Source organism: Halonotius terrestris, assembly GCF_006861665.1.
Taxonomy (GTDB): Archaea; Halobacteriota; Halobacteria; order Halobacteriales; family Haloferacaceae; genus Halonotius; species Halonotius terrestris.
Window position 1 is genome coordinate 624,875 of record NZ_RKLU01000001.1, and the last position, 15,632, is coordinate 640,506.

The 15,632-nt window shown below is 66.3% G+C and carries 17 protein-coding genes and 1 pseudogene (1 of these 18 cut by a window edge); 9 read left to right on the forward strand and 9 right to left on the reverse strand.

Features of this window, described 5'->3' with window-relative positions; genetic code table 11:
• Positions 1-11: 11 nt before the first annotated feature.
• Positions 12-680 carry a phosphoserine phosphatase SerB gene (gene serB, locus EGH24_RS03300; protein WP_142978734.1) on the reverse strand — a complete coding sequence of 223 codons (669 nt, stop codon included), beginning with the start codon at positions 678-680 and terminating at the stop codon, positions 12-14.
• Positions 681-796: 116 nt separating this feature from the next.
• On the opposite strand from serB, the gene EGH24_RS03305 reads away from it, so the two are divergent.
• The 6 genes from EGH24_RS03305 (at position 797) to dhaM (ending at position 5,700) form a co-directional block, all read left to right on the forward strand.
• Complete coding sequence (locus tag EGH24_RS03305) at positions 797-1,810, forward strand: A24 family peptidase C-terminal domain-containing protein (RefSeq protein ID WP_142978735.1); 1,014 nt, start codon at positions 797-799, stop codon at positions 1,808-1,810.
• Positions 1,811-1,892: 82 nt separating this feature from the next.
• Positions 1,893-2,261, forward strand: coding sequence for a phosphoribosyl-AMP cyclohydrolase (gene hisI, locus EGH24_RS03310; protein ID WP_142978736.1), 369 nt, complete (start codon positions 1,893-1,895; stop codon positions 2,259-2,261).
• Position 2,262: 1 nt separating this feature from the next.
• A complete protein-coding gene (locus EGH24_RS03315) occupies positions 2,263-3,516 on the forward strand; it encodes a DUF7118 family protein (protein ID WP_142978737.1) in 1,254 nt (417 codons plus the stop codon).
• A gap of 113 nt (positions 3,517-3,629) precedes the next feature.
• Positions 3,630-4,625: a dihydroxyacetone kinase subunit DhaK gene (gene dhaK / locus EGH24_RS03320; RefSeq protein WP_142978738.1), complete on the forward strand. Its 996-nt coding sequence runs from the start codon at positions 3,630-3,632 to the stop codon at positions 4,623-4,625.
• On the forward strand, positions 4,622-5,323 hold the full coding sequence (gene dhaL, locus EGH24_RS03325; RefSeq protein WP_142978739.1) for a dihydroxyacetone kinase subunit DhaL: 702 nt from the start codon (positions 4,622-4,624) through the stop codon (positions 5,321-5,323). The genes dhaK and dhaL overlap by 4 nt, the downstream gene beginning before the upstream one ends.
• On the forward strand, positions 5,323-5,700 hold the full coding sequence (gene dhaM / locus EGH24_RS03330) for a dihydroxyacetone kinase phosphoryl donor subunit DhaM (protein ID WP_142978740.1): 378 nt from the start codon (positions 5,323-5,325) through the stop codon (positions 5,698-5,700). Before dhaL ends, dhaM begins: the two co-directional genes overlap by 1 nt.
• A 30-nt stretch (positions 5,701-5,730) precedes the next feature.
• Here the strand turns inward: dhaM and ptsP are convergent, their stop codons facing one another.
• The 3 genes from ptsP to glmM form a co-directional block, all read right to left on the reverse strand.
• Complete coding sequence (ptsP, locus tag EGH24_RS03335) at positions 5,731-7,425, reverse strand: phosphoenolpyruvate--protein phosphotransferase (protein ID WP_142978741.1); 1,695 nt, start codon at positions 7,423-7,425, stop codon at positions 5,731-5,733.
• Positions 7,422-7,718, reverse strand: a complete 297-nt coding sequence (gene ptsH1, locus EGH24_RS03340) for a phosphocarrier protein HPr (RefSeq protein WP_142978742.1) — start codon at positions 7,716-7,718, stop codon at positions 7,422-7,424. Before ptsH1 ends, ptsP begins: the two co-directional genes overlap by 4 nt.
• Before the next feature lie 76 nt (positions 7,719-7,794).
• Positions 7,795-9,153 carry a phosphoglucosamine mutase gene (gene glmM / locus EGH24_RS03345; protein WP_142978743.1) on the reverse strand — a complete coding sequence of 453 codons (1,359 nt, stop codon included), beginning with the start codon at positions 9,151-9,153 and terminating at the stop codon, positions 7,795-7,797.
• A gap of 121 nt (positions 9,154-9,274) precedes the next feature.
• Between glmM and EGH24_RS03350 the strand changes: the two genes are divergently transcribed.
• A complete protein-coding gene (locus EGH24_RS03350; protein WP_142978744.1) occupies positions 9,275-11,611 on the forward strand; it encodes a DEAD/DEAH box helicase in 2,337 nt (778 codons plus the stop codon).
• Between the two features lie 12 nt (positions 11,612-11,623).
• Here the strand turns inward: EGH24_RS03350 and EGH24_RS03355 are convergent, their stop codons facing one another.
• Genes EGH24_RS03355 through EGH24_RS03365 form a run of 3 tightly spaced genes read right to left on the reverse strand, consistent with a single transcriptional unit; the run spans position 11,624 to position 12,977 of the window.
• Positions 11,624-11,959, reverse strand: coding sequence for a DUF5615 family PIN-like protein (locus EGH24_RS03355; RefSeq protein WP_142978745.1), 336 nt, complete (start codon positions 11,957-11,959; stop codon positions 11,624-11,626).
• Positions 11,853-12,254, reverse strand: coding sequence for a DUF433 domain-containing protein (locus tag EGH24_RS03360; protein ID WP_142978746.1), 402 nt, complete (start codon positions 12,252-12,254; stop codon positions 11,853-11,855). The genes EGH24_RS03355 and EGH24_RS03360 overlap by 107 nt, the downstream gene beginning before the upstream one ends.
• 48 nt (positions 12,255-12,302) lie before the next feature.
• Positions 12,303-12,977 carry an HAD family hydrolase gene (locus tag EGH24_RS03365; RefSeq protein WP_142978747.1) on the reverse strand — a complete coding sequence of 225 codons (675 nt, stop codon included), beginning with the start codon at positions 12,975-12,977 and terminating at the stop codon, positions 12,303-12,305.
• Between the two features lie 74 nt (positions 12,978-13,051).
• On the opposite strand from EGH24_RS03365, the gene EGH24_RS03370 reads away from it, so the two are divergent.
• Positions 13,052-13,813, forward strand: coding sequence for a topoisomerase DNA-binding C4 zinc finger domain-containing protein (locus EGH24_RS03370; protein WP_142978748.1), 762 nt, complete (start codon positions 13,052-13,054; stop codon positions 13,811-13,813).
• A gap of 3 nt (positions 13,814-13,816) precedes the next feature.
• On the opposite strand, the gene EGH24_RS03375 is transcribed toward EGH24_RS03370, so the two are convergent.
• Positions 13,817-14,491, reverse strand: coding sequence for a metallophosphoesterase family protein (locus EGH24_RS03375; protein WP_142978749.1), 675 nt, complete (start codon positions 14,489-14,491; stop codon positions 13,817-13,819).
• A gap of 26 nt (positions 14,492-14,517) precedes the next feature.
• Here EGH24_RS03375 and EGH24_RS03380 point away from each other — a divergent pair, with 26 nt between their 5' ends.
• Positions 14,518-15,402, forward strand: a complete 885-nt coding sequence (locus EGH24_RS03380; protein WP_142978750.1) for a phosphorylase family protein — start codon at positions 14,518-14,520, stop codon at positions 15,400-15,402.
• Between the two features lie 3 nt (positions 15,403-15,405).
• On the opposite strand, the pseudogene EGH24_RS03385 reads toward EGH24_RS03380, so the two are convergent.
• Positions 15,406-15,632: pseudogene (locus EGH24_RS03385) on the reverse strand (IMP cyclohydrolase) (it continues 372 nt past the right edge of the window).

Consider the following 15,632-nt stretch of genomic DNA (forward strand, 5'->3'; position numbering starts at 1 on the left):
CAGTCCTGTTCTCAGTTGCTATCGACGGTCGCCGAGAGCACGCCGCGGTCTTCGAGGAGGGCGTCGAGTTCGGCCATCGTCGNNACNACCNCGTCNCAGGNNGGTTCGACCGCNGGNTTCGGCTCGAANCCGACCGCGAGNCCGGCNACNTCCAGCATNGGCAGGTCGTTCGCGCCGTCGCCGACNGCGACNGTNTCGNNCATCTCGACGCCGAGATCGGCCGCGAGTGCTTCGAGTTGGTCGTCTTTGGTCCCCTCAATGAGCGGGCCGGTGACTTCGCCGGTGACTTCGCCGGTGAGTTCGCCGTCCTCGATCGGGAGGGCGTTGGCGACGATGTGATCGACCTCGGTGCCGGCCTGCGAAAGTGCGTGTTCGACACCGCGCTCGAAGCCGCCGGTGAAGATAGCGACCGTGTGGCCAGCCTCGCGCAGGCGGTCGATCAGGGCCGCCGTGTCGGGTCGGAGGACGACCTCGCTGTAGGCGTCGTCGGCGTCGGCCTCGCTCAGGCCGGCCAGCAGCTCCGCCCGGCTGCGCAGGCTCTCGGCGTAGCTGAGCTCGTTGTTCATCGCTCGCTCGGTGATATCGGCCATCTCGTCGGCGACGCCCAGCTTCTCGCCCAGCAGGACGGTCATCTCCGAATTCGACAGCGTGCCGTCGAAATCGAACGCAATGAGGCTCATTGCCGGCCGTTGGCGGGCAGGGCATGAAAAACACCCGTCTTTGTCCCTGCCGACGCCACGGCCAGTCGGCACCGACACCTAAACACCTATTTGTGATGCCGTTCCGAACTGTGGTAATGGTTGCATCGGTGCCTGATCTGCTCCGACTCCTCGTGATCCCTGTCTTCGCGTGGGCCGCATGGCGGGACATCCACACCCGCCGGCTGCCGAACAAGCTCTGGCCGCCGCTGGTCGTCCTCGGCGCGCTGCTGCTCGTCTGGGAAGCCGCCCAGTTCTTCGTCTTCGGCCAGTCCGGCGGCCGGCTCTTCTTGATTCAGGCGGGGATCAGCGTCCTGTTCGTCGGTCCGCTCGGCTACGCATTCTGGTGGTTCGGCGCGTTCGGCGCGGCCGACGCCAAGGCGATGATCGTCTTATCCATCCTGCTACCGACGTTCCCGAGCTACACCCTCGGCGGGCTGGAACTCCCGCTCGTCGATACCGCGCTGGGGGTCTTTTCACTCACTATTCTTACCAACGCCGTGTTGCTCGCGGTCGTCGTTCCCGTCGCCCTCGGCGTTCGCAACGCCGCCGGCGGGCGGGTCGAGCCGCTCGCCATGTTCCTCGCCCGCCCCGTCCGGATCGACTCGCTGCCGGATCGCCACGGCCGCCTGTTCGAGACGCTCGACGGGATCACCACCGACGGTCTTGACCTCGACGTGCTCCGGATGTACCTCCGCTGGCGCGGCCTCCCGCTTGCGGCCCTGCGAGCAGATCCAGACGCCGCCCGCGATCCGGCCAGCATCGACGACACGGGCGATCCAACTGACGGCCGCAGCGACGTTGCCGACGACCTCTCATGGGACGACGCGTCGGCGACACCGAACTCAGGAAACGTGACCCCTACCGACGACGTTGCTGACCCGTGGGGTGCTGAGGAGTTCTTCGACTCGGTCGAGGGATCGACGTACGGAACCGACCCCGAACAGCTTCGTGCAGGCCTCGAACTACTCGCCCGCACCGACAGCGAGACGATCTGGGTGTCACCGGGGCTCCCGTTCGTCGTTCCGATGTTCGCCGGCCTCGTGGTCGCCTTCATCTACGGTGATCTGCTCTTCGGTTTCCTCGGCTTGCTCGGCTTCGGCTTCATCTGAGCCGTCGTTCCATCGCGTCGGCTCCCCGTCGGCGTGCAAACGACGGAAAGGCCTATTCGCCTCGCCGCGCTGAGCCCAACTAATGACCGACCAGATCGACGTTGATTTCGGCGACAGCGGCCTTGTTCCCGCGGTCGCCCAAGACGCCGAGTCGAAAGAGGTGCTGATGCTCGCCTACGTTTCCCCCGAGGCTCTCGAAAAGACCGTCGAGACCGGTCGCGCACACTACTACTCCCGCAGCCGCGATGAACTCTGGGAGAAAGGCGCGACCAGCGGCCACACCCAACGGATTCAGGAGGTCCGAGTCGATTGCGACGAAGACACGCTACTCTATCTTGTCGAGCAGGCGGGCGGCGCGTGTCACACCGGCCACGAGAGTTGTTTCTACCGCACCATCGACGGCGAGAACGTCGGCGAAACCGTCTTCGATCCCGACGACGTATACGAGTAATATGGCCGACCCTGCCGCCGCGCAGTCGCCGCCCGACGTCGTTGTCGAACTCCGCGCGGCCGCCGACCGCGTGCAGGCCGCCGAGGCCGCCATCGCCGAGCATGGCGAAGCGAGCGTCGAAGCCGCAGCCGACGCCTACCGGAACGCGACGCGGCTGCTCGACAGTTACGAGGGCAGCGCGACCGGCACCGGCGATTTTACGGCGTATCTCCAGTTCCAAAGCGAAATCCTCGCACTCGTCGAATCGCTGCCCGACGACGCGTTTGCGGCCGACGCCTTCCAGCGCGTCAGCGACCGCCTCGACAAACGCCGGCTGAACGAGGCGGACTTCGAGTTCGCCCGCGAGGAGATCGAAACCGCGGGCGAGGCCGTCGAGATGCTGGAGGAACGCGAGGACGCTATCGCCGCCTATCGGGAGGCACGCAGCGCGGCCAAGACCGCACTCGACGACCGCCGCGAGGAGGCCGACCGCCTCCGCGATCTCCAGCGACTCGCGGATGTTGACCTCGATATCTCCGTCGAACCGCTCCGCGAGCGAACTGAGGCATACAACGCGGCCGTTCGCGCCGCCTTCGACCGGTTCCGAACCGAGCGGAGCGCGCGGGAGCTGTTCGATCTCCTCGGCGACGCAGCCGACCGCCCGCTCGTCGGTGTCGACCGTCCGCCGCGGCATCTGGTCGAGTACATCGACTCGAAGCCCGCCGGCACCGAACCGCTGGCGACGCTCGTCGAGTACGCCGACTACTCGCCGTCGAAACTGGACCACTACGTCGACGACCCCGGCGCGCTCCGCACCAGCGTTGCCGTCCATCAAACTTACCTCGACCGTCTTGATGCCGAGCCGTTTTGTGTCGATTGGCCGCCCGCCGAGGCCGCGACGCTTCGGGCGCGACTCGATGAGCTGGCCCCGCTGGTTCGCCGCCTCGATTCGGTTTTCGAGGCCGACGATGACGATGCCGGTGACGCTGACGCCGCTGATGACGACGTTGACGACGCCGACACCCCTGCAGACGACGCGGCGACTGATGACGACATAGGAGCGACCAACCGGATCGAAGCTGCTCGCCGTCGCCTCGCTCGCTTTACACGCCGCGATGAGTACGAACGTCTCCGTGAGGTCGCCGTCGCCGAAACCGAGTTGGACGACGACGAGTTCGAGCGGGTTGCTTCCGGAGCCGTCGACGACGACCTTGCGGTCGTTACCGAGGAAATCGATCGGATCGAAACCGCGCTCGCGGAGACGGACATCGACTAGCCGGCCGGCGATTTTCATGCCGACGGGCTGATCACGTGGTTGTACTACGCCTGTGATGTGACAAATCCACGCAATTAACCTTTAGTCTATCACGGACGATTATGATAGTGGGTATGAAGAAACTCATCAACGATTCTGACGACGTTGTCGACGAGATGCTCGACGGAATGACCGCTGCCTATCCGGATATGCGGCGGCTTCCGGACACCCAGGTCCTGGTCCGCGACGACGCGCCCGTCGACGGCAAAGTCGGTGTCGTCTCCGGCGGCGGCAGCGGCCACGAGCCGACCCACGGCGGCTACATCGGCGATGGGATGCTCGACGGCGCGGCCGCCGGCGACGTGTTCTCCTCGCCGACCGCCGACGAGTTCGAAGAACTCATCGCCGCCACCGACAGCGGTGAGGGGGTACTGGCGGTCATCAAAAACTACGAGGGCGACGTGATGAACTTCGAGACCGCCATCGAGATGGTCGAGATGGAGGGCACCGATGTCGCCACCGTCGTCGTCAACGACGATGTCGCCGTCGAGGACTCCCTGTACACCTCCGGCCGGCGCGGGGTCTGTGGGACGATCCTCGTCCACAAGGCTGCCGGCGCGAAAGCCGCCGAGGGCGAGGACCTCGATGAAGTCCAGCGGGTCGCCCAGAAGGTCGTCGACAACGTCGGGACGATGGGAATGGCACTCACGTCCTGCATTACGCCAGAAAAGGGCGAAGCAACCTTCGACCTGCCCGAGGACGAGATCGAACTCGGGATCGGGATTCACGGCGAGCCAGGCACTGAGCGTACCGACGTGATGTCGGCCGACGAGATCACCGAGGAACTCACCGAGAGCGTCCTCGACGATCTCGATCTCGACGAGGGCCAGGAGGTCGTCACCATCGTCAACGGGATGGGCGGCACGCCGCTGATGGAGCTGTTCGTCGTCAACCGCAAACTGCAGGAACTCATCGGCGATCACGGCCTCGAAACGTGGGACGCGTGGGTCGGCGACTACATGACCTCCCTGGACATGGAAGGCGCGTCGATCACGGTCTGTGCGGTCGATGACGAACTCAAGGAGCTGCTCGGCGCGCCGGCCGACACCCCCGGTCTGACAGTCCAATGAGCGGGGACGCCGACGCCGTCGTCGCCGCCGTGCGAGCGGTCGCCGACCGCATCGAGTCCGAACGCTCACACCTGACCGATCTCGACTCCGCTATCGGCGACGCCGACCACGGCGGCAACATGGCCCGCGGCTGGGCCGAAGCCGCCGACGCCGTCGCCGACCTTGACGACCCCGACGCCCAAACCGCTGTCAAAACGGCGGGCAAGACGGTGCTCTCGGAGGTCGGTGGTGCGGCCGGGCCGCTGTACGGCGGTTCGCTCGTCTTCGCCAGCCCGGAGTTGGAGGGCGGCATCACCCCCGAAACCGCCGTCGCCTTCGCGGAAACCTACCTCGAAAAGGTCAAAGACCGCGGCGACGCCAACGTCGGCGACCAGACGATGGTCGACGCGTTGACGCCGGCGGTCCACACGTTCAAGAAATCCATCGAGACCGACGACCTCCCGCCGCTGGAAGCCCTCGCCAAGGCGGTCGCGGCCGCTGAGATCGGCGTCCAGTTCACCGTCCCGATCCGGGCGAGTAAGGGCCGGGCGTCCTATCTCGGTTGGCGGTCGGTCGGCCATCAAGACCCCGGCGCGACGAGTACGCTGTACATCATGGAGGAGTTGCTCGAAACGGCCGCGGACCAATTCGACAGCGAGGTGCCGGACGTGGATGCGACCTCGCCGACAATCCCGGATGCGGAGGCCGCGGAGAACTGATGGTCGGGCTCGTCGTCGTCTCCCACAGCGCGAAAGCCGCGGAGGGCATCGTCGAAGTCGCCGCCGAGATGGGTGGCGACACCGCAATCGAAGCCGCCGGTGGCGACGATGGTGAGATCGGCACCGATGCCGACCGCATCAGCGACGGCCTCGCCGCCGCCGACGATGGCGACGGTGTCGTCGTCCTCGTCGATCTCGGTAGCGCGGTGATGAACGCCGAGGTCGCCATCGAGATGCACGACGGCCAGGCGATCATCGCCGACGCGCCCGTCCTCGAAGGCGCGGTCAACGCCGCCGTCGCCGCGACCGATCCGAAGGCGTCGCTCGATTCAGTCGTTGAGCAGGCTGAAGCGGCGGCCGACATCAGCAAGGTCTGAGCGACTCGCCGCGCCGGCGGCTGATTTTCGCTATTTTTCCTCGCCGTCGAGCACCGTCTGCACCTCGGCTCGCGTCTCGCAGGCCAGCACCTCGGCGGCGAGTTCGCGGGCGGTGTCGGTCGCGGTTTGCTGGACCTGCTGTTTCACTGCTGGCACCGTCACCGCGCTCATGCTGAGTTCGTCGAGGCCGAGTCCGACGAGCAACTCCGTCAGATCGGGGTCGCCGGCCATCTCGCCGCACATCCCGACCCACGCGTCCCGGCCCTCAGCGGCCGAGACCGTCCGGTCGACAGCGCGCAACACCGCCGGATGCAGCGGGTCATGGTAGTCGGCGACGGCGTCGTTCTCGCGGTCGACCGCCATCACGTACTGCGTGAGGTCGTTGGTCCCGATGCTCAGGAAATCCAGCCGCTCGGCCAGTGCGTCGGCGAGATACGAGGCCGCGGGCGTTTCGATCATCACGCCGAGTTCGGGGACAGCGTAGTCGATCCCCTCGCTCTCAAGATCGTCTGCGACCGATTCGACGCGCTCGATGGCACTCTCTACTTCTTCGATCTGCGTCACCATCGGGAACATCACTGCGAGCTCGTCGCCGTGCTCGCTGGCCGCGACCCGCAGCAGCGCGCGCAAGTGCGTCTCGAAGAGGTCGCTGTGGGTTCCCAGCGAGAGCCGAATCCCGCGCTGGCCGAGGAAGGGGTTCGTCTCGTCGGGCAGATCGAGATACGGCACGGCCTTGTCGCCGCCGATATCGAGCGTTCGGACGACGACGCGGTCGTCGGGGAAGGCAGCCAGCGCGGCGGTGATCGCCTCGTACTGCTCGCTTTCGTCGGGTGGAGCCTCCCGGTCCAGAAAGAGGAACTCCGTTCGAAAGAGGCCGATTCCGTCCGCGCCGCGCGCGGCAGCCGGCTCGAGTTCCGCTTCGCCGCCGACGTTGGCCGCGACCTCGATCCGCTTGCCGTCGGCCGTCGCAACCCGTTCCTCGACGACGGGCGCGTCAACGCCGCCGGCGGCCGCTCGTTCGCCCTCGTCGGGATCGACGACAACGGTGCCGGCGTCGCCATTGACGAGCACGTCCGCGCCCTCTTCGATCTCGTTCAACACCTCGCCGACGCCGACGACCGCGGGAATCGCCAGCGAGCGGGCGATGATCGCCGCGTGAGAGGTCCGGCCGCCGGTGACCGTGGCGATGCCGGCGACCGAATCGGGATCGAGTCCTGCGGTATCACTGGGCGTCAGTCGTTCCGCCAGCAGGACGGTGCCCGCTGGCAACGCTGAGAGGTCGACCGTCTCGACATCGAGCAGTACGCGGAGGAGCCGATCCCGAATGTCCCGCAGGTCGTCAGCGCGCTCGGCCATCCGGCCGTCCATCCCTTCGAACTGCGCGATGGCTTCCTCGAAGCGGTCAGAAACGGCGTGTTCGGCCGGCGTGCCCTCGCTCATCGCGCTCTCGATATCGCCGACGAGTTGGGGGTCATCGAGGAACTGGAGATGCGCCTCGAAGACCGCGGCTTCGTCCTCGCCGACGCGCTCGGCAGCCTGCTGGCGGGCCTGTTCGATCTGCTCGCGGGCGGTCGTCTGCGCTGTCTCAAAACGCTCCTGCTCGGCGTCGCTGTCGACCTCGCTGGGATCGGGTTTCTCCGGGAGCGTCAGATCGCTCTCGGGCCGGTACCAGCGGGCGGTGCCGACACCGGACAGCGGCGTGCTCCCGATGCCGGAAAGCTTCATGCGTCGTCCCCTGCCTCGCTCTCGTCGTCTTCCTCAACAGGCGTCGTCAACAGTGCTTCGAGTTCGTCGAGTGCGGCTTCGGCGTCGTCGCCCTCGGCCGTAATCCGAACCCGTTCGCCGTGTTCGATGTTCAGCCCGGTCACCGCGAGCATGCTGCTGGCACTCACGGTGTCGTCGCCGTCGGCGCGGCCGACCGTGATCTCGCTGTCGAAGCGGTTGGCCGTCTGGACGAACTTCGATGCTGGCCGTGCGTGCAGCCCTGCCTCCGGGACGACCTCGACGATTCGTTCCATACTCTCCTGTTTGGTGTGGAGGTTCTTACCATGTTTGCCGCCCGGGTGACAGATCCGCCGTTATTGTCGTCGGGATTTACGCCACGGCTGCCCGCACCACGTCGGCGAGGTCGCCGGCCAGCGAGTCGGCGCGGTCGGCGGTCGTCGCCTCGGCGACAATCCGGATCTTCGGCTCGGTGCCGCTCGGCCGCACGAGGACCCACGAATCGCCGTAATCGAGGCGATAGCCGTCGAGTGTCGAGATCTCGGCGTCGGCGTCGTGAACGAACTCCTCGGCCGCCGAGAGCATCGCTCGGCGTTCGGCCTCGCTGCCGTAGGCGAGGTTGATGCGTGTGTTGTGGTAGTCCTGATACGGCGCGATGACCTCGCTGGCCGGCCGGTCGGCGATCAGTTCGAGGAACTTCGCGCCGATATAGGGCCCATCGCGGACGAGCCGGTGGTCCGGGAAGAAGACGCCGCCGTTGCCCTCGCCGGCGATGGGGACCGACTCGCCGGCGGTCCAGAGTTCCTTGATTCGGGTGATGATATGGGTCGCGCCGATGGGCGTGAGTTCCAATTCGGCATCGACGCGCTCACAGACATCGACGAGTCGCTGGGAGACGTTGACCGCGGCGACCGTGTGGTCGCCGGCCGAGAGTTCGCGTTCAGCGAGGGCGGCCAGCGAGGCGTCGCCGTTGATGTAACTGCCTGTTTCGTCGAAGAAAACTGAGCGGTCGGCGTCGCCGTCGTGGGCGATCCCAACGTCGGCGTCGGCGGATTCGACCAGCCGGCCGAGGTCACCGAGGTTCTCGGGGACGGGTTCGGGCATCCGGCCGGGGAAGTGGCCGTCGAGTTGGGCGTTGACGGTGACGACCTCACAGCCTAACTCCCGATAGAAATCCGGACTGACGAGCGTCCCCGCGCCGTGGCCGGGATCGAGGGCGACCGTGAGGTCGGCGTCGGCGATGCGTTCGGTGTCAACGGCCTCGATGAGCGACTGGACGTAGGTTTCGTTCGCGGTATCGACTTCGCGGCTCTCGCCGACGAGATCCCACGGGACGATATCGAACTCCTCGCTGAGCGCGTGGGCTTCGATCCGCTCCAAGCGGTCGATCGAGAGTTCGATCCCGTCAGCTCCGATGAGTTTGACGCCGTTGTACTCCGGCGGGTTATGGGAGGCCGTCAGCACGACGCCGGGGATCGCCTCCTGATCGCAGTACCGCCCGATGGCGGGCGTCGGCGTGATCCCCAGCCGATCGACGTTGAGGCCGACGCCGGCCAGCCCCGCCGCGGTGGCGTCGGCGAACATCTGGCCGGTCCGGCGCGTGTCGGTTGCGACTGCCGCGCGGTCGGCCTCCCAGACCGTCCCGGCGGCTTCCGCGACTTGGAGGACGAATCCCGGCGTGAGTTCCGTGCCGGCGATCCCCCGGGCTCCACTGGAGCCGAAGACTTCCATACCTGTCCCTTGCCGGGGTGGTTCAAATCGGTTGCGGCCGCGCGGTGTCGGCTGGACGGAAAGGCCTTTCATCGCCGGCCTCCCGACAGCAACCAATGAGGCACCCCGCCGGTGAGTCGCTGTGAAGGTCGCCGATGCGATCCCGGATTTCGCCGATGCCTTCGGGTTCGANGAGTTCAACCGGATGCAGNNGGAGGCNCTGCCGGNCNTCNTNGAGNNCGACGACAACGTCGTCGNNAGCGCGCCGACCGCCGCCGGCAAAACCGCGCTCGCCGAGTTGGCGATCTGTCGCTGCCTGCGCGANGGCGGNACNGCGCTGTTNNTNGCNCCGNTGCGCGCGCTGACCAACGAGAAGGAGGCCGAGTGGGACCGATTCGAGTCGCTCGGCTACTCCGTCTACGTCGTCACCGGCGAGCGCGACCTGAACCCGCGGCGCGCGGAGCGGGCCGACATCCTCGTGATGACGCCGGAGAAGGCCGATTCGGCGACNCGNAAACACGANTCGCNNCGCTATTCGTTCATTACTGATGTTGACTGCGTCGTCATCGACGAGGTGCATCTGCTGGATTCGGAGGGTCGCGGCGGCGTTCTTGAGGTGACGATCTCGCGGCTCCGCCGACTCTGCGCGCCCCGGATCGTCGCGCTGTCGGCGACGATGCCGAACATCGACGACGTGGCCGGTTGGCTCGACGCACCGCCCGACGCGACCTTCGAGTTCGGGGAGGACTACCGCCCGGTCGAACTCCACACGGGCGTCCAGACCTACAGCCACGGCGACAACGCCTTCGCAGACAAGTACCGCCGGCTCTACGCCGCCCTCGATAAGGTTGAGCCGCACCTCCGCGAAGAGGGCCAAGCGATCGTCTTCGTCTCCTCCCGGCAGGACGCGGTGCGAGCCGCTGCGAAAGCCCGCGACGAGGTCGCCGACCGTGACATCCCGATGGGGGCTCGCGGCGATTACGACTTCCACAACGCGGCCAAAGACCTCAACAACGACAGCCTCCGGAAGGGCGCGCCCGACGGCGTCGCCTTCCACCACGCCGGCCTCGCCAAAGAGGACCGCAACAAGATCGAGGAGTGGTTCAAAGACGGCAAGATCCAGCTCCTCTTTTCGACCTCGACGCTGGCGTGGGGTGTCAACCTCCCGGCCCGCTGTGTCGTGATCCGCGATACCAAATACCACGACCCGCTGGAGGGTGAGGTCGATATCAGCCCGCTCGACATCCTCCAGATGCTCGGCCGCGCCGGCCGGCCCGACTACGACGACGTGGGCTACGGCTGGGTGATCTGCGACCGCGACGACGCCAACAAATATCGGCGGCTACTTCGGGACGGCAAAGAGATCGAATCCCGGCTGGCNGNCGANCTCGACGCNCATCTCAACGCCGAGATCGCNCTNGGNACGATNNGCGATCTCGACGACGTGATGGAGTGGCTGGAGACGACGTTCTACTACCAGCGCGCCAACGCCAACCCCGAGGCCTACGATCCCGAGGGGCTCCGCGAGCGGGTCCGCTCGACGCTGGAAACCCTTGTCGAGCGCGGCTTCGTCGATACCGACAGCGATCTCGGCGTCGAAGCGACGCAACTCGGCCGCCTCGCATCGAATTTCTACCTCCGATTGCCGACGGCCGTCCGCTTTGCCGACCTCGTCGAGCGCGACCGTCTCTCAGTCGATGCCGTGCTTGACGCCGTCGCTCGCGCTGAGGAGTTCGACAGCGTCTCCGCGCGGCAGGCCGAAACCGATGCCATCGACGAAGTCCTCGACGACACCGATACCGACCTCGAAAACGGCCACCGGAAAGTCCTCGCCATTTTGCAGGCGAGCATGGACGACCGGGTTCCCTCGGGGCTCCGCAGCGACGCGTGGGTGATCAAGCAGAACGCCCTGCGCCTGCTCGCAGCACTCCACGCCTTCGCCGACCGGTTTGCCGGCCCGCGGGCCGCCAACCTCGTCCGCCGAATCGAAGCCCGCGTCGAACACGGCGTTTCTCGGGAAGCGGTCGGCCTCACCGCCATCGACGGCGTCGGTGCTGGCCGGGCGGAAACCCTCGCCACCGGTGGGCTGACGACGCCCGGCGACCTCGTCGCCGCGGGCGTCGATGAACTCACGCGGGCTGGCCTCACGGCTGGCGTCGCCGAGCGCGTCGCTGATGCGGCCGCCGAGTTGCCACGGATCGCCGTCGAGTGGGGCGAGTTCCCGACCACCATCGGCCGCGGCGACAACGAGATGTGTGAGATCACCGTCCGGACGACTACGGGCAGTGCGACCACCGGGATTCGCGTGACCGTCAACGGCGTCGAGATGAACGAAAAGCGGTGCTATCTGGCTGACGAGACGACGGTTCCAGTAGGTGTGTTCGGTGCTGATGAAGATCTGGAGTTCACTGTCGAGGTGACGTTCCCCGATCTGCCGTTGCCCCCGGTGCGGGCGAGTCGGTCGGTGACGGTGGAGTAGTCGGTTCGATCCTCAGAGCCATTCGCCCGGCACATACAGCACTGTTTCCGCGAGATTGTCGGTGACGGCATCGATACGCCGGACAGCAGTAGCGATCTCGCCGGGTGAAGCAGTCGGATCACAGGCGAGGACGCCGGGAAACGACTCACTCTCCAGTTCCTGATCTGCCCCACGGAAGTCGGTGTCTTGGCTGAGAATCAGGCGATTCGTCTCGCGGGCGTACTCAAGTAGCACCTCGTCGTCAGCACTCATCGGAATCTCGTTGCCGACGACAGCGACATCGTGGCCTTCGCCATCGAGGGCCGATACGAACGCTGTCGGGACGTGTTCGTCGGCCAGCAGCCTCATACTTCGCGTTCGGACTGAACTTCGGCTCGAGGTCGTCGGGGCCACGAACGACGGCAACACTGTCAGGAACCGACTGTCGCTCGGCTTGCACCCGGCGCATCTCCTCGGGGTTATCGTAGTAGTAGGTGAGCGCGCGGTGGACATCTGCGATATCGAGGTCGTACTCCGCCGCGACGGTTATCGGTGCCTCACCGCCGTCGACGACGCGGGCGGCGATGTGATGGACGCCGATCCGCCGTCCCTCAATTCGCGGCGCGCCGCCGAGGGTATCGGCTGTCGAGACGATCTCGCTCATTACGCCTCAGTACGCCGTCATCGCGTATAAAATCACGCTCGTCGTGAGTTAGTTCTCTATTCCTGTCCGCCGCCGAAGCTCGGCGTGTAATTCCTCGGGGCCGTCGGCGACGACATCCGCCGCCGAGAGGTCGGTCTCGCTGTTCGGGCCGGTTCGGTAGGCGATGACGACCATCCCGGCTCGCTTCCCGGCCTCGACGCCGTTTTTCGAATCCTCGACGACGAGGCAGTCAGCCGGATCGATGCCGAGTACGTCCGCGGCGTGCTCATAGACATCGGGAGCCGGCTTTCCGTCGCCGTCGATGTCTTCCGCGCTGATCGTCGCATCGACCCCGATATCGAACCGCTCGGTGACGATCCCGTGCCACTCCGGCGGCGCGGAGGTGACGATGGCGACGGTCACGTCGTTGGCTGCGAGGTCGTCTCGGAGGTCGTGAAACCCATCGAGCAGCGAGACGCGCTCGCGGTAGATCTCACGAGCCGTCTCGTCGAAGATCTCGATGAACTCGTCTTTGCTGATTTTCGTCTCGTAGTTGGCGTCGAGATAGTCGTAGATCTCCTTGTAGTTCATCCCGGTCGTCTCGTCGAGATCCGGGTACTCGCCGGCCAGCGTCGCCGGAAAGATGTGCTCGGGCTGGGCGTCGTGCCAGTACCGCTCGGAGTCGACGATCACGCCGTCCATGTCGAACAACACGGCCCGGCTCGCGGGTTCGGGGGTGCCCATACCGACCCGTCATCGCCTTCGCCTAAAGACTCTCGCCCGTAGCTTTAGGGCAGAAGCCGCGGCCACGCCAGTCCATGGCCGACCGCACCCGCATCCTCACCGGCGACTGCACCGTCGAGTTCGAAGGCACCCGCGACCGCACCCAACGCGGCCATGTCGTCATTTTGGTCAAGCCTGACCGTACCGTGCTGGTCCACGATGCCGATGGCTACCAGCCCGTCGCGTGGCTCACTCGTCCCGACGAAGTCACCGTCGAACACGACGGCGAGGGATTCAGCCTCAGTGCCGCGGCCGACGGTCAACAGCTCTCGGTCAACTCTCACGACGCGGGCGGTGTCGAGTCCTACCCAGTCTCGGAGGCCGGCGTCCCCGTCGGCGACTGCCCGCTCTGTACCGGCCAACTCGTCCGCACGCGCGGCGAAGTCAGATGTCTCGACTGCGCCGAGCAGTACGGTTTGCCGTCGGGAGCGACCGTGCTTGACTCTGCCTGCCCGGACTGTGGCCTCCCACAGATGCGCGTCGAACGCGGCGAGGCCTTCGATCTCTGTGTCGATTACGCCTGCGAGTCGCTGTCGGATGCCGTCCGCGACCGCTTCGACGAGGCCTACGACTGCCCAGACTGTGGCGCGCCGCTGCGCGTCCGCAGCCCGGACGGCCGGCTCTTCTTCGGCTGTGACGACTACCCGGACTGCGAAACGTCGTTTTCGTTCCCGGCTGGTGTCGTCACCGGGGCCTGTGACTGCGGGCTCCCACGGTTCCGCACTGCCTCCGGCGAACGGTGTCTCGACGGGACCTGTGAGTGCGACCGGCCGGCGTCGGAACCGAAATCGGCGTAATCCCTACCGCCCGCTCGTGAGCCGCTGCCCGATCTCTTTGGGTAAGCCGGCCTCGTCGACGGCGTCGATCACGCGGTCGATATCGTAGGCGACGCGGTGGGTTTCGACCTCGATATCGTGGGTCTCGTCGTCGATTTCGACGACGGCGAAGGCGGCGTCGGGGTCGCCGTCGCGTGGCTGACCGACGCTGCCGGGGTTCATCACGACGCCTTCGTCGAACTCCCGGACGCCTTGGACGTGTGTGTGGCCGGTGATCGTGAGGCAGGCGTCGTCTTCGAGCATCGCTGGCGAGAAGTCGTCGGGGTAGGTGTACCGATCCGGATCCTCGGGATGGCCGTGGACGATCAGGACCTCGCCGTCGGCGACGGTTCGACGGTCGGGGAGGGCTGCGAGCCAGTCGATAGCGTCGTTGTCGAGTTCCTTGCGGGCGTATTCCACGCCTGCCGAGGCCATCGAATTGAACCGAAAGCCGGTGTCGCTGGCGACCGCGCGGTCGTGGTTGCCCATGACGGTCGCGGCATCGAGTTCTCGAATCTGGGCGACGCACTCGGCGGCCCACGGGTTGTAGCCGACGACATCGCCGGCACAGAGCCACGCATCGACGGCCGGCATCGCGTCAATAACGGCTTCAAAAGCGGGGATGTTTCCGTGGATGTCAGCCACAACACCGTATCGCATGCCGGCCATTGCAGCGGCAATGAAAAATGCGTTTGGGCGGGAAGGCTTCTTTAGCCAGCCGGCTCGACCGTTCCCATGACGCTCACCCGGCTGTCGTCGTTCTCCCGGCGTTCACTGATGCCGAGTACACCGGCGACGCCTCGGAAGTCGAGCCGTGGCTCGACCGCTACGATTTCGATTCGCTCGACGTGGCCGGTATCGACCACCCCGTTCGGCACGCACCCAACGATGGGGTCGTTCTCGCGCCGACGGGAATCGGTAAGAGCGCGGCCGCCACGACCGTCAGCGCGCTGGCTGCTGGCGACGCGGTCGCCCTCGACGACGCGACGATCATCACAGTTGGCATCGCTGGCGTCGCGCCGGCGGCTGGCACGCTCGGTTCGGTCTTCGTCGCTGACCGCGTCGTTGACGGCGATATCAAACTCCGGATCGGCGAGACGACCCGCCGGATGCAGTGGCTCGTTGACGACTACGTCTGGGAGCTCGATAGCGACCGCCGCGACCGCGCGGTTGCAGCCGCCAGCGATGTCGAACTCGCCGACAGCGACGACGCACAATCGATCCGAGATCACTACGACGATGACCGATCACCGAAGGTCGATACCGGTCCGACGATCTGCGGCGACGAGGTTTATCACGGCACCGCGGCGGCCGAACAGGTCGAAGCACTGTGTCGAACGTACGGGATCGACGGGATCGCAACGACCGAGATGGAGGACGCCGGCACCGTGACGGCACTCGACCGGTTCGGCCTGCTCGATCAGTACGTCTCCATCCGTGCTGCCGCGAACTTCGATCGGGAGCCGGCTGGTGGGGATCCCGAGGCGAGTATCTCGCGGGATGTGTTCAGTCTCGGCGTCGAGAACGCTGTCCGCGTCGGGCACGCGGTCGCCGAAGAATTCAGCGACTGATTTCTACTCGCCGTTGTGGATCGCGTAGTCGACGCCGTCGCTGTCGACGGTCGCGGCGGCCGCACAGATCGCGTGTTCGTAGTCGGCGTCGTAGACGGCTGCGGCGGCGTCGGCCGCGCTGGTCGCGTCGAAGTCGTAGGCTCGCGGGCTGTCTTCCTCGTAGGTCGCCACCAGCGTCGGCTCGTCAACGGCTTCGACCAGCAGTGCGTCGTCGCGGACGGTGCCGATGT

Coding starts and splice junctions, on each gene's coding strand:
- EGH24_RS03305 (WP_142978735.1), top strand. CDS start 797: ATGGTTGCATCGGTGCCTGATCTGCTCCGACTCCTCGTGATCCCTGTC.
- hisI (WP_142978736.1), top strand. CDS start 1,893: ATGACCGACCAGATCGACGTTGATTTCGGCGACAGCGGCCTTGTTCCC.
- EGH24_RS03315 (WP_142978737.1), top strand. CDS start 2,263: ATGGCCGACCCTGCCGCCGCGCAGTCGCCGCCCGACGTCGTTGTCGAA.
- dhaK (WP_142978738.1), top strand. CDS start 3,630: ATGAAGAAACTCATCAACGATTCTGACGACGTTGTCGACGAGATGCTC.
- dhaL (WP_142978739.1), top strand. CDS start 4,622: ATGAGCGGGGACGCCGACGCCGTCGTCGCCGCCGTGCGAGCGGTCGCC.
- dhaM (WP_142978740.1), top strand. CDS start 5,323: ATGGTCGGGCTCGTCGTCGTCTCCCACAGCGCGAAAGCCGCGGAGGGC.
- ptsP (WP_142978741.1), bottom strand. CDS start 7,425: ATGAAGCTTTCCGGCATCGGGAGCACGCCGCTGTCCGGTGTCGGCACC.
- ptsH1 (WP_142978742.1), bottom strand. CDS start 7,718: ATGGAACGAATCGTCGAGGTCGTCCCGGAGGCAGGGCTGCACGCACGG.
- glmM (WP_142978743.1), bottom strand. CDS start 9,153: ATGGAAGTCTTCGGCTCCAGTGGAGCCCGGGGGATCGCCGGCACGGAA.
- EGH24_RS03355 (WP_142978745.1), bottom strand. CDS start 11,959: ATGAGGCTGCTGGCCGACGAACACGTCCCGACAGCGTTCGTATCGGCC.
- EGH24_RS03360 (WP_142978746.1), bottom strand. CDS start 12,254: ATGAGCGAGATCGTCTCGACAGCCGATACCCTCGGCGGCGCGCCGCGA.
- EGH24_RS03365 (WP_142978747.1), bottom strand. CDS start 12,977: ATGGGCACCCCCGAACCCGCGAGCCGGGCCGTGTTGTTCGACATGGAC.
- EGH24_RS03370 (WP_142978748.1), top strand. CDS start 13,052: ATGGCCGACCGCACCCGCATCCTCACCGGCGACTGCACCGTCGAGTTC.
- EGH24_RS03375 (WP_142978749.1), bottom strand. CDS start 14,491: ATGCGATACGGTGTTGTGGCTGACATCCACGGAAACATCCCCGCTTTT.
- EGH24_RS03380 (WP_142978750.1), top strand. CDS start 14,518: ATGCGTTTGGGCGGGAAGGCTTCTTTAGCCAGCCGGCTCGACCGTTCC.